The sequence below is a fragment of the Brevundimonas sp. Leaf280 genome (assembly GCF_001422455.1).
In the GTDB taxonomy this organism is placed as follows: Bacteria; Pseudomonadota; Alphaproteobacteria; order Caulobacterales; family Caulobacteraceae; genus Brevundimonas.
In genome coordinates, this window is sequence record NZ_LMNC01000001.1 from 322,556 (window position 1) to 342,872 (window position 20,317).

General features: G+C 67.4%; 22 protein-coding genes. 11 read left to right on the forward strand and 11 right to left on the reverse strand.

Annotated elements, in window-relative coordinates:
- Window positions 1-141: 141 nt before the first annotated feature.
- Both ASF31_RS01575 and ASF31_RS01585 read left to right on the forward strand, forming a co-directional pair.
- Window positions 142-405, forward strand: coding sequence for a hypothetical protein (locus ASF31_RS01575; RefSeq protein ID WP_055753000.1), 264 nt, complete (start codon window positions 142-144; stop codon window positions 403-405).
- 559 nt (window positions 406-964) lie between these two features.
- Window positions 965-1,423 carry a hypothetical protein gene (locus ASF31_RS01585; protein ID WP_055753002.1) on the forward strand — a complete coding sequence of 153 codons (459 nt, stop codon included), beginning with the start codon at window positions 965-967 and terminating at the stop codon, window positions 1,421-1,423.
- Between the two features lie 76 nt (window positions 1,424-1,499).
- On the opposite strand, the gene ASF31_RS01590 is transcribed toward ASF31_RS01585, so the two are convergent.
- Together ASF31_RS01590 and ASF31_RS01595 are read right to left on the reverse strand one after the other, a co-directional pair.
- Window positions 1,500-2,216 carry a DUF6456 domain-containing protein gene (locus tag ASF31_RS01590; RefSeq protein WP_055753003.1) on the reverse strand — a complete coding sequence of 239 codons (717 nt, stop codon included), beginning with the start codon at window positions 2,214-2,216 and terminating at the stop codon, window positions 1,500-1,502.
- Window positions 2,213-2,569, reverse strand: coding sequence for a chromosomal replication initiator DnaA (locus tag ASF31_RS01595; protein ID WP_082464956.1), 357 nt, complete (start codon window positions 2,567-2,569; stop codon window positions 2,213-2,215). The genes ASF31_RS01590 and ASF31_RS01595 overlap by 4 nt, the downstream gene beginning before the upstream one ends.
- 379 nt (window positions 2,570-2,948) lie before the next feature.
- Here ASF31_RS01595 and ctrA point away from each other — a divergent pair, with 379 nt between their 5' ends.
- On the forward strand, window positions 2,949-3,650 hold the full coding sequence (gene ctrA, locus ASF31_RS01600) for a response regulator transcription factor CtrA (protein ID WP_017505852.1): 702 nt from the start codon (window positions 2,949-2,951) through the stop codon (window positions 3,648-3,650).
- A 63-nt stretch (window positions 3,651-3,713) separates the two neighbouring features.
- On the opposite strand, the gene ASF31_RS01605 is transcribed toward ctrA, so the two are convergent.
- From ASF31_RS01605 to ASF31_RS01615, 3 genes are all read right to left on the reverse strand, one after another.
- On the reverse strand, window positions 3,714-5,093 hold the full coding sequence (locus ASF31_RS01605; RefSeq protein ID WP_055753004.1) for a serine hydrolase: 1,380 nt from the start codon (window positions 5,091-5,093) through the stop codon (window positions 3,714-3,716).
- A gap of 87 nt (window positions 5,094-5,180) precedes the next feature.
- A complete protein-coding gene (locus ASF31_RS01610) occupies window positions 5,181-6,494 on the reverse strand; it encodes an ATP-binding protein (protein WP_055753005.1) in 1,314 nt (437 codons plus the stop codon).
- Complete coding sequence (locus ASF31_RS01615; RefSeq protein ID WP_055753006.1) at window positions 6,482-7,198, reverse strand: response regulator; 717 nt, start codon at window positions 7,196-7,198, stop codon at window positions 6,482-6,484. The genes ASF31_RS01610 and ASF31_RS01615 overlap by 13 nt, the downstream gene beginning before the upstream one ends.
- 195 nt (window positions 7,199-7,393) lie before the next feature.
- Between ASF31_RS01615 and ASF31_RS01620 the strand changes: the two genes are divergently transcribed.
- Both ASF31_RS01620 and ASF31_RS01625 read left to right on the forward strand, forming a co-directional pair.
- Entirely contained in the window at window positions 7,394-7,588 is a 195-nt protein-coding gene (locus ASF31_RS01620) for a hypothetical protein (protein ID WP_017505846.1), read from the forward strand.
- Window positions 7,589-7,680: 92 nt separating this feature from the next.
- Window positions 7,681-7,926 (forward strand): hypothetical protein, encoded by a 246-nt coding sequence (locus tag ASF31_RS01625; RefSeq protein WP_055753007.1) that lies wholly within the window; start codon window positions 7,681-7,683, stop codon window positions 7,924-7,926.
- 81 nt (window positions 7,927-8,007) lie between these two features.
- Here ASF31_RS01625 and ASF31_RS01630 read toward each other — a convergent pair whose 3' ends face one another.
- The 3 genes from ASF31_RS01630 to fliI are packed head-to-tail and all read right to left on the reverse strand — an operon-like array spanning window position 8,008 to window position 10,881.
- Window positions 8,008-9,075, reverse strand: a complete 1,068-nt coding sequence (locus ASF31_RS01630; RefSeq protein WP_055753008.1) for an endo-1,4-beta-xylanase — start codon at window positions 9,073-9,075, stop codon at window positions 8,008-8,010.
- A gap of 43 nt (window positions 9,076-9,118) precedes the next feature.
- Window positions 9,119-9,529, reverse strand: coding sequence for a hypothetical protein (locus ASF31_RS01635; RefSeq protein ID WP_055753009.1), 411 nt, complete (start codon window positions 9,527-9,529; stop codon window positions 9,119-9,121).
- An 8-nt stretch (window positions 9,530-9,537) separates the two neighbouring features.
- A complete protein-coding gene (gene fliI, locus ASF31_RS01640; RefSeq protein WP_055753010.1) occupies window positions 9,538-10,881 on the reverse strand; it encodes a flagellar protein export ATPase FliI in 1,344 nt (447 codons plus the stop codon).
- A 233-nt stretch (window positions 10,882-11,114) separates the two neighbouring features.
- On the opposite strand from fliI, the gene ASF31_RS01645 reads away from it, so the two are divergent.
- Window positions 11,115-12,584 carry a PAS domain-containing methyl-accepting chemotaxis protein gene (locus ASF31_RS01645; protein ID WP_235551214.1) on the forward strand — a complete coding sequence of 490 codons (1,470 nt, stop codon included), beginning with the start codon at window positions 11,115-11,117 and terminating at the stop codon, window positions 12,582-12,584.
- Here ASF31_RS01645 and ASF31_RS01650 read toward each other — a convergent pair.
- Window positions 12,581-13,489: a DMT family transporter gene (locus tag ASF31_RS01650; RefSeq protein WP_055753012.1), complete on the reverse strand. Its 909-nt coding sequence runs from the start codon at window positions 13,487-13,489 to the stop codon at window positions 12,581-12,583. The genes ASF31_RS01645 and ASF31_RS01650 overlap by 4 nt on opposite strands.
- Window positions 13,490-13,573: 84 nt before the next feature.
- On the opposite strand from ASF31_RS01650, the gene ASF31_RS01655 reads away from it, so the two are divergent.
- Window positions 13,574-14,056, forward strand: a complete 483-nt coding sequence (locus tag ASF31_RS01655; protein WP_055753013.1) for an Lrp/AsnC family transcriptional regulator — start codon at window positions 13,574-13,576, stop codon at window positions 14,054-14,056.
- Here ASF31_RS01655 and ASF31_RS01660 read toward each other — a convergent pair.
- Complete coding sequence (locus tag ASF31_RS01660) at window positions 14,053-15,342, reverse strand: sensor histidine kinase (RefSeq protein ID WP_235551215.1); 1,290 nt, start codon at window positions 15,340-15,342, stop codon at window positions 14,053-14,055. The two genes, ASF31_RS01655 and ASF31_RS01660, sit on opposite strands and share 4 nt — an antisense overlap.
- A gap of 155 nt (window positions 15,343-15,497) precedes the next feature.
- Window positions 15,498-16,487, reverse strand: coding sequence for a hypothetical protein (locus tag ASF31_RS01665; protein ID WP_055753014.1), 990 nt, complete (start codon window positions 16,485-16,487; stop codon window positions 15,498-15,500).
- A 136-nt stretch (window positions 16,488-16,623) separates the two neighbouring features.
- Here ASF31_RS01665 and ASF31_RS01670 point away from each other — a divergent pair, with 136 nt between their 5' ends.
- From ASF31_RS01670 to ASF31_RS01685, 4 genes are all read left to right on the forward strand, one after another.
- Window positions 16,624-17,385, forward strand: a complete 762-nt coding sequence (locus tag ASF31_RS01670; protein ID WP_055753015.1) for a LytTR family DNA-binding domain-containing protein — start codon at window positions 16,624-16,626, stop codon at window positions 17,383-17,385.
- Between the two features lie 105 nt (window positions 17,386-17,490).
- Complete coding sequence (gene cysK, locus ASF31_RS01675) at window positions 17,491-18,471, forward strand: cysteine synthase A (protein WP_055753016.1); 981 nt, start codon at window positions 17,491-17,493, stop codon at window positions 18,469-18,471.
- 43 nt (window positions 18,472-18,514) lie between these two features.
- Window positions 18,515-19,732: a DUF2336 domain-containing protein gene (locus ASF31_RS01680; RefSeq protein ID WP_055753017.1), complete on the forward strand. Its 1,218-nt coding sequence runs from the start codon at window positions 18,515-18,517 to the stop codon at window positions 19,730-19,732.
- Between the two features lie 150 nt (window positions 19,733-19,882).
- Window positions 19,883-20,317, forward strand: a complete 435-nt coding sequence (locus ASF31_RS01685; RefSeq protein WP_055753018.1) for a MucR family transcriptional regulator — start codon at window positions 19,883-19,885, stop codon at window positions 20,315-20,317.

A 20,317-nucleotide genomic window follows, 5' to 3' on the forward strand; every position in this document is an offset into this window, starting at 1 on the left:
TCGACCACTCATCGACAAGCTGCCGCCAGCCTGCAGGCCAGTGTCCTCCCTCAGCGCCGAGCCTACGGTAAGAATCGACCCTTAGCGAACCTCGGCTTGCTCCGCTTGTGGCAAACCTGCGGGTCTGGGAATGATGGCTCGATGACCAAAGAGCACTATCCTGACGCGATCCCTGCCGCTGAAATCGTCGATGAGATCGGAAAGCGAAGGGTCGCCGATCCGGCGTTTCGCTATGGCTACGAGTGTTTGTTCATCGCAGAGACATCGACAAGACCTTCCATGGAGTTCTCGCTTCTTCCGGCAGGCCTCAACTCCCCGGATTGGAGATCATACGTCGTCCAACAGGTTGAACGCGCAATGAAAGACGCTCGCGTCGGCGAAACCGTCTACTTTGATGCCGACTGAGTTCGTCCGCTATTCAACCGCCCGACCATCCGCTCCCGATCCATTGCGGACATTGTTAGCTGCGGCGAGACTTGGAAATTCTTTGGGCGACGGCGACGGTTATCGCCTTGTGGAACTGGAAAAGTAGCCAGCAAACAAGCGCCGAGAACGGGACGTAGAGCCAACCCTGCAGCTGCAAAGGCGGGTCTACCGTCAAGGAGATAGTTAACCAAACCACCCAATAAACCCGGAAGAACCAAACCAGCACTTTGACTGCAAACTTGGTCTTTGTTCCAAGTTCAGGCTCTGGCGCCCTTTGTCGTTTTCTAGGAGGCGGGATCGGCGCCGTCTTTCGCTCTAACCCTTCTATCGCTTTCGTAAGATCGCGTAGCCTGGCTTCGCTGGATGGTGACTCATCACTCATGACCTATGCTAGCTGGGACAATGCCAGCGTTCTACCCTTACCGATCATCACTGCGCTCGCTTTGCGGTCGTTAGGCCAGCGTCCGCTTGTCTCGGTGAAGCGCACGACCTAGATCGACCCATTGCGGATGCTGCCGGTCAATGCTCAGTTCAATGCATGTCCTCGCGCTGGATCTATTGGCCCTCCTTACTACTCGCGTCGGTCGGCGGTGCGGTTGTGGTCATCAGCGCCGTATACGAACCGGCACGGGCAACGCTTGCCAGTCCCCTTGCGCTCTTGGCGGCTGGGGTCGCCATTCTTCTCTTTCTGCGGATGCTTTTTGATCCGAGGTGCCACAGGGGTATTAAGGCTGCGAACCAAGAGATGATGGGCGGCTACGGGTTTCAGTTTCGCCTCACCTCTGTTTTGGACCCTCAATGGGGTATCTTTGGGCGCCGTACGGGATCGCCGCTTTTACTAACAATCCGGATGGTTCTTCTCATCGAGGTCGTTGTGGTGACGCTGCTGGTGCGCGGGGTGCCCATCCTCCAACTTCTGGCGTGCGCATCCTTCGGAGTGGTGATGATGCTCTCGCTGCTGCACGTCGCAGGCACCAGCCACTCCATTGGTCGGTGAACGTCCGCTTCCCACCCAAAGCCGACGTTCGCCGCGTCCGGACCGTGCGTCAGAAATTTAGTGCAATCTGTGCGCTTCATCCGATCCCATAGTGATCCGCCAGAGCCTGCAGCGCCTGTTTCAGCACGGTCTTGCCCTGGCGACGGCGCAAGCCCAGGCCCGTTTCGGCCAGTTGCAGGCTGTCGCCGTGGATGCAGATGCGGGTCAGGATGGGGCGAAGGCGCGGGCCGACGGCGGTCAGGGCCTGTTCGACGCGGCGGGCGGCGGACAGGGCGCGGTCGGTCGGCTCCATCCGCGCGGCGGTTCCTGAGCCGGAGGTCGGCAGGGCGTCCCAGCGCATGGTGAGCGACGCGCCCTTCGTAGCCTGTTCCACCTCGCGCCGCAGCCGTTCGCCGGCGGCGGCTTCGGGGGGGGTCAGCCAGGGGCGGCCGGACGCATCCTTGCGCCGCGCCAGCCAGGCGATGGGGCTTTCGCCCAGATTGGCGCGCGCGCGGACCATGCGGCCGTCCGGCTGCATCAGGTCGCGCTGGCCCGCCACGAAGCCGGGACGGCCGGGAGCAGGGGACGGCGTCGGGTCCGGCTGGGCGCGTCCCGACCAGCCGCCGCCTGGCCGCACGCGCAGGCCGGGCTGGTCGATCAGGGCGCGAAACTCGGTCTCGGTCAGGGTCAGGGTCAGGCTGATGCGGCTGCGGCGATCCGGCGACAGACGCAAGGCATAGGCGCCGCCCTCGGCCGACAGCCAGGCGCCGGGCTTGGCCATCAGATCGCGCGCGCGTTCCAGAAGCCGGCTCATTGCGGCAACTCCAGGCGGGGCGACTGATACAGGCCATGGATGCAGCCCTCGAGGTCGTTCATCAGATCGTCGATGGTGCGCTGTTCGCGCTCGTCCTCGACCCAGCGACAGGCGGCGCCGACGCTGGCGCGGTTGACGCCGAAGACGTGGCCGACCCGCTCCATCGTCCAGCCATAGGCGACGTGCGACAGATACATGGCCAGCCAGCGCGGGCGGGCCGCGCGGGGGTTCATCCGACCCCGACCGGTCATCTGCGACGGATGGGCGCCGGTGCGCGCCGCGATCAGATGAATGGCCAGCCCGGCCTTGACCTGATCCTCCTCGGTGACCGGCACCTTGTATTCCTCCAGCACGAAACGTCTCCCTCTCACGAACTCTCGACGCCGGCATCATAGGTGGCCGCGATGTCGCGATAGGAATATCATCCTACTATGCGCCAAAATCGGTCGTGGCGGCTTAACCGCCTTGCGGTTGCGGGCAGCACGTCGTGCGTGAGGGAGGTGAGAGGACGGTCGGTCTGTCGGCCGAAACACGGGGCGCGGGTCCAACATGGTTAATAAATTTCGAATCGTTGACTCCAGCCTCTCGACGCCGATTCGCAAATCAGCCTAGATTCGCCTCAATTGGATGGCGTTAACCCTTCTTAAGGTTTTCACGTCTTAACTTGCGAACAAGGTTACCCGGCCGTGTGTCAGGGTGGTTACCGCAAAGCTTTTGCCTGGAGGGGCACGTATGCGCGTCCTGTTGATTGAAGACGATCACGCAACCGCCCAAAGCATCGAACTGATGCTGAAGTCGGAAGGCTTCAACGTCTATACGACGGACCTGGGCGAGGAAGGCATCGATCTGGGCAAGATCTATGACTACGACCTCATTCTTCTTGACCTGAACCTGCCGGACATGAGCGGCCTGGAAGTGCTGCGCCAGCTGCGCGTCGGCAAGGTCAACACCCCGGTCATGATCCTGTCGGGCAGCCACGAGATCGAAACCAAGGTCAAGACCTTCGGCGGCGGCGCCGACGACTATATGACCAAGCCCTTCCACAAGGACGAACTGATCGCGCGCACCCACGCCGTGGTCCGCCGCTCCAAGGGTCACGCCCAGGCGATCATCCACACCGGCGAGATCGCCGTGAACCTGGACGCCAAGACGGTCGAGGTGAACGGTCACCGCGTCCACCTGACGGGCAAGGAATACCAGATGCTGGAGCTGCTCTCGCTCCGCAAGGGCACGACCCTGACCAAGGAAATGTTCCTGAACCACCTGTACGGCGGCATGGACGAGCCCGAGCTGAAGATCATCGACGTGTTCATCTGCAAGCTGCGCAAGAAGCTGGCCACCGCCGCCGACGGCAAACACTATATCGAAACCGTCTGGGGACGCGGCTATGTCCTGCGCGACCCGGCCGAGGGTGTCGTCACCGTCGCCGCCTGATCGACCTTCGATCCGCGATTTCGAAACGCCCGCCGGTGACGGCGGGCGTTCTGCGTTGAGACCCTACTGACGCTTGGCCGGCATGTCGCGGCCGCCCTGGTGCAGGACCAGCCCATCGACGGCGCCGTCGGCGTTGCGGGTGAAGGTGATCTGGGCGTCGACGGCGGTCAGGTAGAAGGCGTCCTGGGCCTCCGCCGTCAGTTCGAAGGCGGGCTGGCCGGTGGCCTGGGCCATCAGCTTGCCGTCCACGATCGAGATCGTCAGGGCGAAGGTCGGGGCCAGGTTATAGACGCCCTCGTAAGCCTTCAGCACCTCGGGCGAGATGGCGACGGCGCGGCGTTCGCTTGGCAGGGTGACGGTCCCGCCGCGCGCCAGCGTGACGAGCGCCGCGCCCAGCTTGTCGGGCGCCTCGCCGTTCAGATTGCCCAGGACGATGACGGCGGTCCGATCGCCCGGATCATAGGCCATATAGGTGTTGAAGCCCTCGATGGCGCCGTTGTGCCAGACCAGACGCTTGCCGTCGGCCTCTGACACCATCAGCCCCATGGCGTAGCCGTTGCGGACCGGCGTGGTCAGGGCGGTCATCGACTGGGCGTTCAGCAGCCGCCCGCCGAACAGGCCCTGTTCCCACTTCAGCAGGTCGTGGGTGGTCGAATACAGGGCGCCGGCCCCGGTCGGGATGGTCATGTCCACATAGCCGGCGTTGACGGCGCCGTCGGCGCCCAGCGCATAGCCCGAGGCCCGGCGGGACAGGATCACGTCGTGGCGGTCATAGCCGCTGTCGCTCATGCCCAGCGGCTGGAACAGATTGGCGGTGACGAAGTCGGCGTAGGTCTGGCCGCTGGCCGCCTCGATGATGGCGCTGAGCAGCACATACCCCGAGTTGGAATAGGCGAACCGGGAGCCCGGCGAGAAATCCAGCGGCCGGTCGCGGAAGCGGGCGATCAGCTGCGGCAGCGTCGCGGGCCGGGTCTTCTGGGCCTCGAAGTCGGAAAAGGCGGTGAAGTTGGGCACGCCCGCCGTGTGGCTGAGCAGATGGCGCGGGGTGATGGCGTCCCAGGCGGCCGGGGCGTCTGGCAGCCAGGTCTTGATCGGCGCGTCCAGATCCAGCTTGCCCTGCTGGTTCAGCAGCATGACCGCGACGGCGGTGAACTGTTTCGACAGCGAGCCCAGGCGGAACTTCACATCACCGTCGTTGGGGATGTTCCACTCGCGATTGGCCAGGCCGTAGCCCTGATCCAGAAGGATGCGGCCGTCGCGGGCGACCAGGACGGCGCCGGAAAAGGCGTCGGCGTCGCTGGAGGCGCGGATCACCTGGTCCATGCGCGCCGCATCCTGGGCGGCGGCCGGGCGGCTGGCCAGCGGACTGAGCGTGAGGGCCAGTGCGCTGGTGGCCAGCAGCAGGACGGCCGGACGGCGGCGAGCGAGAAACGAATGAGGCAAGGGGCGGTCTCCTGAACGCGTCACGCTAACGCTTTCAGAGAGAGGCGGCGAGCGCGGCGTTCGGATGCAGGCGCCGCGTCCTTTTCGTCAGGGCTGCGGAAAGGTCAGGGTCGCCTCCAGCCCGCCGCCGTCGGCGTTGGCGAGCGTCAAATGGGCGACGGCGCGTTCGGCCATGCGGCGCGCGATGGTCAGCCCCAGGCCGGAGCCGCCGCTGTCGCGCGAGCGGGACGGGTCGAGGCGGTAGAAGGGCTCGAACAGTTTCTCCAACTGGTCGGGCGCCACGCCGGGACCGTGGTCGCGCACGATCAGGCGTACCGTATGGTCGTCGCGCACGGCGCAGACGGCCGCATCGCCGCCGTGGCGGACGGCGTTGTCGACCAGATTGGTCAGGCAGCGGCGCAGGGCCTGGGGCCGGGTCGGCACGACGGCGTTGCAGCCTTGGGTGAAGACAACCGGCTGGCCCGCCTCGGCCGCGTCCTCGCAGATGGCGGATAGAAGCGCGTCCAGATCGACGGGGGTCACGGCCTCGACCGTGGTTTCAATCCGGGCCAGGTCCAGCCCTTCGCGGACCAGATGCTGCATCCCCGCCAGGTCGTTGATGAACTGGGCGCGCGGCGTCTCGTCCTCGATCTTTTCGACGCGAAGGCGCATCCGGGTCAGGGGCGTCTGCAGGTCGTGGGCGACGGCGGCCAGGACGCGGGTGCGGTCCTCGATCAGGGCCTTCAGCCGGGTCTGCATGGCGTTCAGGGCGGCGGCGGCTTCGCGGACCTCGCGCGCGCCCTCCTCGACCAGGGGCGGGCGATCCAGATCGTGGCTGAGGGCGACCGCGCCCTGGGACAGACGGTTCAGCGGCCCGGCGGCCAGACGCGACGCCATCCAGCCGGTCAGCAGCACGGCGGCGAGCCCGGCAAACAGCAGGGCGGCGGCCTCGCGGCTGAGCGTCCAGGGGCGCGGGGCGGGCGGCAGGCTGATCGCCACCGGGACAGGTGCGCCATTGACCGGCCGCAGGACCAAGATGCGGCATCTCACACGATCGGTCGCCGCGCCGCACGCCCCGGCCGAGGCCTCGAACGCCTTGACCGAGACGCCGTCCACACCGCGCCGCTTCAAGGCCTCCGCGACCGCATGGGTCAGGGACGGGTCGGGCGCGCCCAGCCTCTGGCCCGCAGCGTCCGGCAGGCCGTCGGTCAGGCCAGCGGCGGGATCGTCGCTAGAGCCGGCCAGGTCCACGATCCTTTCGGCGGTGGTGAAGTCATGGGCCTGGGACAGGCGATGGCGATGGTTCAGGCCCAGGGCGGCGAAGGTCACGCCCGCCGCCAGCAGGGCGCCGACCAGCAGCAGCAGGAACAGCCGCGTGGTCTCGGCCTCGGCCCGGCCGTGGCGCGGGATCAGGCGCGCCATGTGACGGGTCCGACCAACATATAGCCCAGGCTGCGCACCGTGCGGATCAGGGCCGGGGCCTTGGCGTCGTCGCCCAGCTTCTGGCGCAGGCGGCTGACCCTCAGGTCGATGGCGCGGTCGTCGGCGTCGGCGACGGTGGACAGGGCGCGGATTCGCTCGCGCGACAGGGGCTTGCCGCCGTTCCTGACCAGGGCGTGCAGCAGGTCGAAGTCGGCGCCCGACAGCGGGGCCAGCCGCCCGTCCGGCGCGGTCAGCGCCCGCGCGGCGATGTCCAGCGACCAGCCGGAGAAGTCGGCGTGTCGACCCTCGTTCGTCGTCGCCTCGCCGCCCGTGCGGCGCAGGACGGTGCGGATGCGGGCCACCAGCTCGCGCGGCTCGAACGGCTTGGCCATATAGTCGTCGGCGCCCATCTCCAGCCCCACGATCCGGTCGATGGGATCGCCCCGCGCCGTCAGGATGATGACGGGAATCTTGGACGCCGCCCGGATGCCGCGACACAGCGACAGGCCGTCCTCGTCCGGCAGGTTCAGGTCCAGCACCACCAGATCGACCGGCCCGGCCTCCAGCGCCGCCTTCATGGCGCGGCCGTCGGCGGCCTTCACCGTGCGAAATCCGTGCTGCTCCAGATGGTCGGACAAAAGGTTTCGGATCTCGCGGTCGTCGTCGACGACCAGAAGAACGGGGGCGGCGGAGGTCTGGGACATTGGCGTTCGGTGAGCGGGAAGAAGCGCGATCTGTCGTCCTGTCTCATGGCCAAAGCGCGGCGGATACAGTCGGACACAATTCTCTTCGCCGAGGATACGCGGCGACACCGACCGGCCCCGAACCGGCCGGACGCGGGTCCGAAACGGTGACTGTCCGACACGAGGCCGGACGCCAAACACACAGAAAGACCCACCATGAAGTCCTTCCGTTCCACCGCCGCTTTCGGCGCCGCCGCACTGGTGATCCTGACCAGCGGCGCAGCCTTCGCCGGCACCCCTTCGGCCCCGTCGTCGGGCGCTCATGCCCGCCCCGCCGCCTCCGCCCGTGCGCATCATCGGGTCAGCCACGCCCGCACCCACCGCGCCGTGACGCCCGCCAAAAAGAAGTAAGGCGCGACGCCTTGCTGGTCCTGCCGGCGTCCCCGGCCGGCAGGACCCCCCGACACGCCTGAGACTTCGACCTTCAAACGAGAGATATCGACATGAAATCCTTCCGCACCGCCGCCGCCGTTTCCGCCGTCGCCTTCGTCGCCCTGACCAGCGGCGCCGCCTTCGCCGGCACGACCCCGGCGCCCTCGACCGCCATGACCGCCCGTCCGGCCGCGACCGCTTCGGCGACGACCCCTGCGCCGTCGGCCCGCGCCCCGCGTGCGCATCGCCGGGGTCATCAAGCCCAGGCCCAGACGTCGGTCCAGGCGCCGGCGACCGTGACCGCCAAGAAGAAGTAAACCGGCCGCCCCTTCCTGTTCGCACAGGAACGCCCGGCTGTCGCAAGACGGCCGGGCGTTTCCGTATTCAGAGGCCTGTCGTCAGGCCGGGGTCTTGAAGCCTGCCGCGATGGCGGCTGCCATCGGATTGGGACGGCCGAAGCTGTCGAAGGGCAGGGGCCTGTCCCGGCCATCGTCCTTGTCGCCCTGGCGATACCAGCTGTCGGTGTCGCGCAGGCCCCAGACGGTGAAGGCGAACTGCTGGGCCCTGGGCAAGGCGGCGAAGGCCGAGGCCAATTCGGTGACGCGCGCGCCCTGTGCGGCGATGCGGTCGGCCTGGCTGCGCATGTCCAGCCGGTTTTCGGTGCGCAGGGTGCAGTCCAGTTCCGACACATGGATCGGCAGGCCGAACTGGCTGATCTCGCGCATATAGGCGGCGATGACACCCTCGGGGATGTCGATCCACAGGTGGGATTGCAGGCCCAGGCCCTGCAGCGGACAGTCGGCCTTCAGCAGCCGCTCGACCAGTTTCAGGAACTGCGCGCCCTTGGCCGGCACGCTTTCCTGATTGTATTCGTTGAGAAACAGGACGGCGTCAGGATCCGCGATCCGGGCCTTTTCGAAGGCGCGCAGGATATAGCCGTCCTGGCCGTATCGCGCCGACCAGTGGCAGTCGCGCATCCCCGAGCCGTCGTCCAGGATCGGCTCATTGACCACGTCCCAGCTGCGGACCTTGCCGCGATAGCGGCCGGCGACCGTGGCGATATAGCCGTCGAAGGCGCGGTCGAAGGCGGCGCCCGACAGGCCGGCGAAGGCCTCCTTGCCTTGCGCATACCAGATCAGGGTGTGGCCGTGCATCGCCATGCCCTCGGCCCGGGCGAAGGCGGCGATGCGGTCCGACCGGTCGAAGTTGGGCCGGTCCAGGCCGTTCGCCAGAATGTACTCCATCTTCATCTCCCACTCGGGCGTGAGTTGGGAAACGTTGGCGCGGGCCAGCGCGACCCAGTCGGGGTCGTCGATCTGGCTGGCCTTGATCGCCGTGCCGAATGGAGCCTGGGCGATGGACTTCAGCGGCGGGACGTTGGGCGGCGACGGCTCCGCCGAGGCGAAGCGGTCGCAGGCGGCGAGCGCGAGCGGGGCGGCGAGGATAGCGCGGCGGGTGGGCGTCATGCGTCTCCCTCCAGCGAAGGCAGACGTAGAAGGCTGCGGGTCGTCAGACCGCACGCTTCCGCAGGCCCAGCTCGTCGAAGGCGGCGGTTTCGCGCTTGGCGAGGGCGATCAGCTGGTTCAGGCGCGTGGTCTCGGCGACGTGCTCGAACTTCTTCAGCTCTTCGAAGGCGCCAGTCAGGGCGTCGCGGGCGCCGGCTTCCTCGGCGTCCAGCACCGACAGGTCGCCTTCGGCGGCGGCCTTCCTCGATTTCCAGCCGTTCAGATAGGCGCCCAGCATCATGCCAGCCTCAGCATCCATGCGGGCGCGGTTGCGTTCGTTCTCGGCCTCGGCGTCGAGCACGGCGATGCGGAGTTCGGCGCCGGCGCGGCGTTCGGCGATCTCGGCCAGGCGCTTCTGTAGCGTCTCGACCTCATAGTTGGAGATGCGGATCAGGGATTGGGCCCAAGCGGTCATCTAAATCATCACTCCCTGATCATGCCTTGGTTCAGGATTGCTTCCAGCCGGGTAAAGGAATCGGAAAGACGCGTCGCATCGTCCTTGTCCTGTCCCAGAAAATCTTCGAGCGCCGGATTCAGGGCGATGGCCCGGTCCACGATGGGATCGGCGCCGGTGCGGTAGGCACCGATCTTGATCAGCTCTTCCATATTGGCATAGGCGCTCAGGCACTGGCGGGCGCGCTTGTTCAGTTCGCGCTCGGGCGGGGTCTGGCAGGCGGGCATGGTGCGGCTGACGGATTTCAGCACGTCGATGGCGGGGAAACGCCCGCGCTCGGCGATCTTGCGATCCATGACGATGTGGCCGTCCAGAATGCCTCGCACGGCGTCGGCGATCGGCTCGTCATGGTCGCCGCCGTCCACCAGGACGGTGAACAGGGCGGTGATCGGCGCCGCCGTCGTGCCGTCGGGCCGGATCGGGCCGGGACCAGCGCGCTCCAGCAGCTTGGGCAGTTCGGTGAAGACGGTGGGGGTGTAGCCCTTGGTGGTCGGGGGCTCGCCGGCCGCCAGCCCGATCTCGCGCTGGGCCATCGCAAAGCGCGTGACGCTGTCCATCAGGCACAGCACCTCCAGATCCTGGTCGCGCAGATATTCGGCGATGGCCATGGTCATATAGGCCGATTGGCGGCGCTTCAGGGCCGGTTCGTCCGAGGTGGCGACCACGACGACGGCGCGTTTCAGCCCCTCTTCGCCCAGGGTCTCTTCCACGAACTCGCGCACCTCGCGGCCCCGTTCGCCGATCAGGCCGACGACGACGGCGTCGCACGTCGCCTCCTTGGCCAGCATTGACAGCAGCACCGACTTGCCCACGCCCGACCCGGCGAAGATGCCCAGGCGCTGGCCCCGGCAGGTGGTGGTGAAGACGTCCATGGCCCGCACGCCCAGGTCCAGCCGCTCGCCGACCCGGCCGCGCGAATGGGCGGGCGGGGGCGGGGCGCGCAAGGGATAGGGGGCGGGGCCTTGCGGTAGCGGCCCCTTGCCGTCGATCGGCTGGCCGAAGGCGTCGATGATGCGGCCCAGCCAGGCGGTCGTCGGGCGCACGCTGGCGGCCTGGTCGATGATGCGGATGTCGGCGCCTGGGGCCACGCCCTCCACCGGACCGAAGGGCATCAGCAGGGCCTTGGAATCGCGAAAACCGACCACCTCTGCGGGCAGGGGATCGTGGCCGCGCCGTCCGATCTCGGCCCGGGCGCCGACGGCGAGACGCGACAGGCCGCCGCGCGACTCGATCAGCAGGCCCGACACGCCCGCGACCTTGCCGGTCACGACCAGCGGATCGATCGCTTCGACGGCGGCGACGAGATTGCGCAAAAATCAGACCCCAGGAACAGGCGTTAACAGATGCGCCATCGTGGTTAACGAGCGATGAAGCGCTGCCGAAAGGCGGGGGATAGGCCAGCGATTATTGCGTCTCGATTGCAACTCCAACGTGAAACGGTTTTTCAACTAATTAGCCTGTTAATCTTGCAACCGAGGCGGGCGGGGGCCGGCCGATAGCGAAGAGGTTGGGGCCTATGTTCGCGTGTAAACCGAAGTCATCGGACATGCAGGATCGGCTGATCGATCTGGAGGGCAAGATGGCCGCCATCGGCCGGTCGCAGGCGGTGATCGAGTTCAAGCTGGACGGCACCATCATCGACGCCAACCAGAATCTTCTGACCACGATGGGCTATAGTCTGGACGAGATCCGGGGCGCCCACCACAGGACCTTCATGGACCCGGCCGAGGCGGCTTCGCCCGACTACGCCGCCTTCTGGCGCGAGCTGAACGCGGGACAGTTCCTGGCGCGCAAGTTCCGCCGCCTGGCCAAAGGCGGCCGCGAGGTCTGGCTGCAGGCCTCCTACAATCCGGTGTTCGGCCCCGACGGGCGGCCGGCCAAGGTCATCAAACTGGCCATCGACATCACCGCCGACGAGCAGGAGGCCGCGCGCCGCGAGGCCGAACGGGTCGAGGCGGAAAGCGCCCAGACCCTGCTGGTCGACGCCCTGGCGGGGGTGCTGAACAAGCTGTCGGCCGGCGACCTGACGGCGCGGATCGATGCGCCGGTGAAGGGCGACCATGTGCGGGTGCGCGACGATTATAATGCTGCGGTCGAAAGCCTGCGCCAGACGATGGGCCAGGCGCTGCGGGCCGTGTCGGGTCTGAGGGGCGGGGTGGGCGAAATCTCCAGCGCGTCCGACGACCTGTCGCGCCGCACCGAACAGCAGGCCGCCAGTCTGGAAGAAACGGCCGCGGCGCTGGACCAGATCACCGCCACGGTGAAGCGCAGCGCGGACGGCGCCAAACAGGCCTCGGCTGCGGCCCTGGGCGCGCGCGCCGAGGCGGACCGGTCGGGCGAGGTGGTGCGCCAGGCGATCGCGGCGATGGACGGCATCAAGCGCAGCTCGACCCAGATCAGCGACATCATCGGCGTCATCGATGAGATCGCGTTCCAGACCAATCTGTTGGCCCTGAACGCCGGGGTCGAGGCGGCGCGGGCGGGGGAAGCTGGACGCGGCTTTGCCGTCGTCGCCTCGGAAGTGCGGGCGCTGGCGCAGCGTTCGGCGGAAGCCGCGAAGGAGATCAAGACCCTGATCACCACCTCCGGCCAGGAGGTGGCGCAAGGGGTCAAGTTGGTCGACGAGACCGGCGCGGCTCTGTCGGCGATCGCGGTCAAGGTGGCGGAGATGGACGCCCTGGTCAGCGAGATCGCCGCCTCGGCTCAGGAACAGGCGACGGGGCTGAGCCAGGTCAACACGGCCGTCAACCAGATGGACCAGGTCACCCAGCAGAATGCGGCCATGGTCGAACAAACGACAGCCGCCGCCATGAGCCTGAAGTCCGAAACCGAACAACTGGCCCTGCTGGTCGAACGGTTCGAGACGGGCGAGGCGCCGGCTCAGACCCGCGTCCACGACCTGTCGCAGGCCGCCGCCCCCGTCCCCCTGGCCCGCGAACGCGCCCGCATCCGGGCCTTCGCTAGCGGCGGCGCGGCCGCGGCGGCGGCGTCGAGCGCGGGCTGGGAAGAGTTCTAGGGCGCGCTCGGCTCCAGCTCGATCTTCGCCTCCCGCGTCGTCGCGATGGCGCCGACCGAGGCGGCGACGATGGCGGCGATGGCGAGCCACTGCTGGCCGGTCAGATGCTCGTGCAGGATCAGAAGCCCGGCCAGGGCGCCGACCGCCGGCTCGGCGCTGAGCACCACGCCGAAGGTGCGTTTGGGGATGCTGCGCAAGGCCACCATCTCCAGCGAATAGGGCAGGGCGCTGGAGAAGATCGCCACCGCCACGCCCGCCAGGATGATGGCGGGGTTCAGCAGGGCGGCGCCCGCATGGGCCACGCCGAACGGCACGACGACCATGGCGGCGACGCTCATGCCCAACGCCACTGACTGACCGGCGTGCAGGTGCGACAGCCGCTTGCCGAAGACGATATACAGCGCCCAGCACAGGCCGGCGAAGGCGGCCAGCGCCATGCCGACGGGGTCCAGCGCGCCGGCGCCGGCCTTGATCGGCAGCAGCAGGCCCAAGCCCACGACGGCCAGACCGATGCAGGCGAAATGGATGGGCTTTCGGGAATGGATCAGGGCCAGGGTCAGGGGCCCCATGAACTCGATGGCGATGGCCAGGCCCAGCGGAATGGTGCGCAGGGCCATGTAGAAGCTGAGGTTCATCGCGCCCAGGACGACGCCATAAAGCGCAATGGCGCCCAGGTCCGCGCGGGTCAGCCGGAACCGCCAGGGCCGGAAAACGGCGACCAGCAGAAGGGCTGAAATCCCGACGCGATAGGCCGAGGTCCCCTCCGCCCCGATCACCGGAAACAGCGTCTTGGCGAAGGAGGTGCCGCACGCCAGCGTCACCATGCCCGCAAACAGCGCTAGATAGGGGATCAGGCGCGCCGCCAGCGGCGAATTCAGATGGGTTTTCAGGGCCAGCGACGTCATGGCGTAAAGCTAGCGTAACGCCGCTTGCGCTTCCCGGCGATTTTCCGCTTTAACGAGGCGGAAATCGTCACTGGAGGCTTCATAATGACGAATTTCGTCACGCTTGATGATTTCGACCATAAGCTGCTGGTGCGGGTCCGGCGCAACAATCTGGAGCCGGCGCGGGTGACGGCCGAGGCGGTGGGTCTATCGGAATCCGCCGTCCTGCGCCGCCTGCGTCGCCTGCGGGCCGAGGGCGTCATCGCCGCCGACGTCGCCGTCATTGATCCCGCCCGGGTCGAACCGCGCATCGTCCTGCATGTCCAGGTCGAGATGAACACCCAGGACCGCAAGGTGATGGACGCCTTCCAGCGCGCCATGAAGGCCAGTCCCGAGGTGCAGGGCTGCTGGGACGTGACGGGTGAAACCGACTATCTGCTGACCGTCGCCGTCCGCTCGATGCAGGACTACGAGGCCTTCGGCATCCGCGAACTGATCCCCGAAAAGGGCGTGCGCGGCTTCAAGAGCATGATCGTCATCCGCGAGGTCGTCGGCTTCGATCCGGGGCGCGCGGTGCTGGAGCGCTAGGTCGCCGGGGCCTCGACCACCAGGATCGCGCCGACGCCCTGGGTTTGGTTCTCGATCGTGCCGCCGATCTGGCGGACCAGGCTGTCGATGACGCGCATGCCCAGGCTGCGGTCGCTGCGGGCGGCGATCAGGTCGAAGCCCTTGCCCTGGTCCGCCACCGTGACGGTCAGGCGTCCATCGGCGATGCGGCCGGTGACCGAGACGCCGCCGCCCTCGGGGCCATAGGCGTATTTGATGGCGTTGGTGACCAGCTCATTGACGATCAGACCGAGCGGGATGGCGATGTCGGCGCCCAGGGGCGCATCGGACGCCTCGCAGGTGACGACATGGCGATCGCTGCCGGCGTCGATGGCCTCGCACAGCTGGCACAGGAAGTCGGACAGGATCACGGTCTGGACGTCGGCGCCGCGCCACAGTTGGTCGTGGACCTGGCTGATGGCCTGGATGCGCGACCCGGCCGTGGCCAGGGCGGCGCGCACCTCGTCGGAGGCCGCGCCGCGCGCCTGCATCGACAGCAGGCTGGAGACCAGGGACAGGCTGTTCTTGACCCGGTGGCTGACCTCTCGCGTCAGAAGGGCCTGATGTTCGATGGCGGCGAGCAGCCGCTGCTCGGTCTGCTGGCGGGCGATGGCGGCGCCGACGACGGCGGCGAAGGCGTCCAGGAACAGTGCGTCGCGGGCGTCGAACTGGCCCTCGTCGGGGCTGTCGACCTCCAGCACGCCCCAGGGTTCGCCGTCCAGCTCAGGCCGGATCAGGACGTTGATGGCGCGCCGCACGCCGTGGTCGGCCAGAAGCTTGGGCGTGTGGAAGCGCTGTTCGTTCTCCAGATGGTTGGAGATGAGCGGCTTGCCGGTCTGGAAGGCGTAGCCGGCCGGCGAATCCAGCTCGACGCCCAGCGAGGCGTGACCCTCGACCTCGCCGCTCCAGCCCACACCAGCGACCAGGACCAGCCGGTCGCGGCTTTCATTGTGGATCAGCACCTTGGACAGGGGCGTCTCCAGGCCGTCGGCGCAGACCACGCAGGCGGCGTCGAGCAGGGCCTGACGATCGCGTTCGCGCAGGGCCACCTCGCCGAAACGCGCCAGCAGCGACTGCTGCTTCAAACGATAGCGCAACTCGTCGGCGATGGAACGGGTCTCGGGCGTCGGCGCATCCTCGACCTTGGGCGCGACGGGATCGTCCATCTGGATCTGGGTCTGGGAGGCCGTGTCGGCCCACACCTCGGCGACCAGTTCGGCGATCTCCGGGGTCAGGCCGGGGTCGGAGGGCGGGCGGGTGTGGGGCAAGGACGGAAATCTCGGTTCGCGCGACGGCGACATATAGGCTGACATAGCCGCTCTGAAAGGTTTGCGCAGCAATCATCGCGCGTCACCCCTTGCGTGGGGGCGCAAGAGCCATGGTCATCCGTATCGGTTTCGCCTCCAGTCCGGTCCCCGGGGTGCTACAGCGTTCGCTGGAAGAAGCGGACGATCTCGCGATTGAGGTCCCTGTGAAAATCGGCGCGGTCGAAGTGTGGCGTCGTTGTGCAGATCTGCGGCGCCTCGGTCGCCAGGGCCGGCGAGCAGGGCGGCAGGAAGTCGTAATGACCGGCGCCTTCGACGCGGTGGTATTCGGGCGCGGCGCCCAGCCGGTCGCGGATCGGCTCGACGTTGTAGGGCGCGGGCAGAATGTCGTCGGCGCCCGCCTGCCACAGCTGAACCGGAATGCGCACGGCGGCGAGGCTGTCGGACGTAAACGAGAAACCCAGGGCCGGGGCGGCGATGACGGCGGCCTTGATCCGGTCGTCCTTCGCACGCGGACGCCAGGTCGACAGGTCGATCCCCATCGCGTCCAGCAGGCGGCAGGCGAAGAAACCGGGATGGGCCTGGCAATGGTCGCCGATGGCCGCCGCGTCCGAGACCCCGCCAATGGCCGAGGTGACCGTGAAGCCGCCCGCCGAGAAGCCAAAGGCGCCGATGCGGTTGGGATCGACGGCGACGCCGCCCGGCCGCGAGGGCCAGTCGCCGGTCATATAGTCGATCAGGCGGCTGAGCTGAGGCGCGCGATTGGTCAGTTGGGTGGAGCGGCTCATGTCGCGATAGTTGTCGCCGGGATGGGTCAGGGCGGCGACCACAAAGCCGGCGTCGGCCAGGGCTCTGGCGGTGTCGGCATGGCTGCGCAAACCGCCGCCGTTGCCGTGCGAGATGACGATCAGGGGCGCGGGCCGGCCATCGGCGCGGCGGCTCGGCAGCCAAACCCCGGCCTCGACCGCACCGTCCGGTCCGCCGGGAAAGGTGAAGACCTGGTCGGGCGCCTGCGGATCGGTCTGGGCGCGCACTACGCCTTGGGCTTGTGGCGCGGTCGCCTGCACGGGCGATGCGGCGCCGGCCAGAAGGATCAGGGCCAGGCCGACGCCGGCGGTCAGATTTTGGGGCGGCGAGCGATGGGTCATGTCGATTTCCTTTGGTCGAGACGGGCCAGGGTTCTGACCGACGGCGAGCAAGCGCCAGCCGCATTTCGCCAATGGGCGAATGGGTGCGTGGACGGGCGAAGGGTTCGACGATAGTGGGCTGACGAGGGGAGGGACGATGACGCAGAACGCCGCTGACAGACTGAATACGCCGCGCGCCTGGGCCGTCGATCTGGCGGCCTGCGCCCTGACGGGGGTGGTGTTGGGCGCGGTCGGTCCCTTCGGCAGCTTCTTCAACGACGGGCTGGCCGTGCGGATCGGCTATTGGACGGCGGTTCTGGTGATCAGCGGCGCGGTGTTCGGCGCTGCGATCCGCTGGGCCTGGCCCAGGATGCACCGCAGACGCGTGTCTATGCGGTTCTGGCTGCCCATGCTGATCGTCGTCGCCAGCGGGCCGACCGCCGTAATCAGCCGGATCATCGCCGTGGTCCTTTGGCCCGGCATTCGCCAACGTGTCGGCTGGGTCGAATGGTATGGGCAGGCACTGCTGATCGGGGCCGTCTATGTAGCGCTCTACGCCCTGTTACGGATGCGGACGTCCGCTACGGCGACGCGAGCGGGTGAAGGCGACCCGGGCTTTGCGCGCACCCTGCCCGCCGGGTTGGGGCGCGACCTGATCTGCCTGCAGATGGAGGACCATTATGTGCGCGTGCACACGACGCGGGGGTCGCAGCTTGTTCTGATGTCGCTGTCGCAGGCCGTCTCGGCGTTGAAGGGCGTCGAGGGGCTTCAGACCCATCGCTCGTGGTGGGTGGCGCGCGCGGCCATCGTCGGGGTCGTCGAGGACGGCCGTAACCTGCGCCTGGCCCTGACCGGTGGTCTGACGGCGCCGGTGTCGCGCGCGCGGGTGGCCAATCTGCGGGCCGCCGGCTGGCTTTAGGTCAAGGGTTCTGACGGTCGTTCGCAGAAATCATCGCGCGTCACCCCTTGCGTGGGCCGGCAAGGCCTTATCTGTTGTGCGCCAGCATTCGAGGAGACCTTTTTCATGACCGACTTCAGCTATGACGCGTCCCGCCACCTGAAGAAGGGCCGGGGCAAGGTCTATGACTCGATCGTCGACACCATTGGCGACACCCCCATTGTGCGTCTGCCGCGTCTGACGGAGGAGTACGATACGAAGGCGACGGTTCTGGCCAAGCTGGAGTTCTTCAACCCGATCGCCTCGGTCAAGGACCGGATCGGCGTGGCCATGGTCGAGGCGCTGCAGGAGGCGGGCAAGATCGATCAGGACACGGTGCTGATCGAGCCGACCAGCGGCAACACCGGCATCGCCCTGGCCTTCGTGGCGGCGGCCAAGGGGCTGAAGCTGACGCTGTGCATGCCTGAAAGCATGTCGATCGAGCGGCGCAAGATGCTGGCGCTGCTGGGCGCGCGGCTGGAGCTGACGCCGGCCGAAAAGGGGATGAAGGGCGCGATCGCGCGGGCGCAGGAACTGCTGGAGACCACGCCGAACTCCATCAGCCCGTCGCAGTTCGAGAACCTGGCCAACCCCGCCATTCACCGCGTCACGACGGCCGAGGAAATCTGGAACGACACGGCCGGGGCGGTGGACATCGTCGTCGCCGGCGTCGGCACCGGCGGCACCATCTCGGGCGTCGGCCAGGCGCTGAAGGCCAAGAAGGCGTCGGTGCAGTTCATCGCCGTCGAGCCCGAGGCCTCTCCGGTGCTGTCGGGCGGCGCGCCCGGCCCGCACAAGATCCAGGGCATCGGCGCCGGCTTCGTGCCCGCCATCTATGATCCGTCGGTGGTGGACGGGGTCGAGCAGGTCTCCAACGACGACAGTTTCGACATGGCCAGAAAGGCCGCGCGGGTCGAGGGCATCCCGGTCGGCATCAGCTCGGGCGCGGCCCTGACCGCCGCCTTCCGCATCGCCGCGCGCGAGGAGAATGCCGGCAAGACCATCGTGGTGATCATCCCGTCCTTCGCCGAACGCTATCTGTCGACGGCGTTATTCGAAGGGCTTTGATCCGGCTCACGCCCGGTTAACCGCTCGCTTCTAAGGTGGGGGGATGGGCGATCTGGCAGCCATGATCGGGGAAGAGGCGACGCCGCCGCCGCTGCGTGCGCGCCGGGCGCTGCTGAAGCGTCTGGCCGACGTCGTGTCCCTGCCCGCCAGCCGGATCAACGCCTTCGAGCGAGCGGTGACGGGCGACCTGCTGGTCGAGATGCTGCGGCTGGCCTCGCACGATGAGCGCAAGCGCGTGGCCGCGCGTCTGGCGCCGCTGGCCGAACTGCCCAACAGCGTGGCGCGCATCCTGTTGCGCGACGATCCGGACATCGCCGGCCTGCTGATCGAACAATGCGCCTCGCTGAGCGACGCGGACATCGTCGGCTGTGCGCGCGACGCCAGTTTCGAACACCGGATGCTGCTGGCGGTGCGACGGGGCCTGTCGGAGATCGTGACCGAGACCCTGTTCTCCTTCGGCGAGATGGAGGTGATCGAGGCGGTGCTGCGCAACACGACCGCGCGCCTGTCGCAGCTGGGCATCGAGACGGTAGTGGGCCTGAGCCGCCAGTCGCCGAGCCTTTGCAGCCCCCTGCTGAAGCGGCCCGAGCTGAGGCCGTCGGGCGCCTATGTCATGTTCTGGTGGTGCGCGCCCGAGGATCGCCGCACCATCCTGCAACGGTTCGCCGTGTCGCGCGAAGTCATGCAGGAGGCGTCCGAGGACGTCTTCGCCATCGCCAATGACGAAAGCTGGTCCGATCCTGTCGCGCGCAAGGCGCTTCAGTTTATCGAGCGCCGCCAGCGCAATCGCGCGGCCATCGAAAAGAGCCCGTTCGACAACCTGGAACACGCCGTCATGGTCGCCGCCAACGATGGCCTGACACGCGAGACGGCGTCCGAGATCGCCTTCCTGGCGGGGATCAAACCGCTGACGGGGGCCAAGCTGCTGGGCGATCCTGGCGGCGAGCCGCTGGCGATCCTGTGCAAGGCGACGGGGATGTCGCGCGTTGATCTGACCAATCTGTGGCGCTCGATGCGGCGGCCCGAGACGACGGCGGACGGCAAGATCCATCCCGACTGGGAGCGTGTGCAGATCACCTATGAAATGCTGGCCGTCGATCGCGCCCAGACCGTGCTGCGTTACTGGAACTGGTCTTTGTCCTCGGCCCTGACGCCCACGCTGTTGCGCGCCATTCGCGACGGCGAGGATGACGCCGTCGATGAATATTCGGCGCCGGAGCGGGCGGCAATGATGGTGTTGGCCGAAGACTTCGGTCGATAGGTCTGATCACTAATGTCGAATGCATAGACGTGCATATCGCACCGCTTATACGCGTGTTTGCTTTCGCGGCGAAACAACCCTATGACGCTATTGGGGTCGTTCGGTTGGAGAATCAGCCGAACTCAATAAATCAGGAAAGCGAAGCCGATAATGGAAGATAAGCCCGAACTGCTGGAGATGACCGCAGACATCGTGTCGGCCTATGTCGGCAATAACTCGGTCTCGGCAGAGGCCCTGCCTGCGCTTATCGCCAATATTCACGCCGCCCTCTCGGGTGTGTCGAACGGTCCGGTCGAGGCCGAACCTGAACCCAAGGAACCGGCGGTGCCGATCCGCAAGTCGATCGCGCCCGATTTCCTGATCTGCCTGGAAGACGGCCGCAAGTTCAAGTCGTTGAAGCGCCACCTGCGCACCAAATACGACATGAGCCCCGAAGAATACCGGGCCAAATGGGGTCTGCCTAAAGACTATCCGATGGTCGCCCCGAACTACGCCAAGGCGCGTTCGGAACTGGCCAAGTCGATGGGCCTGGGCCAGGGCGGCCGCAAGCCCGCCCGCGCCGCCGGAACCCGCGCGAAGAAATAA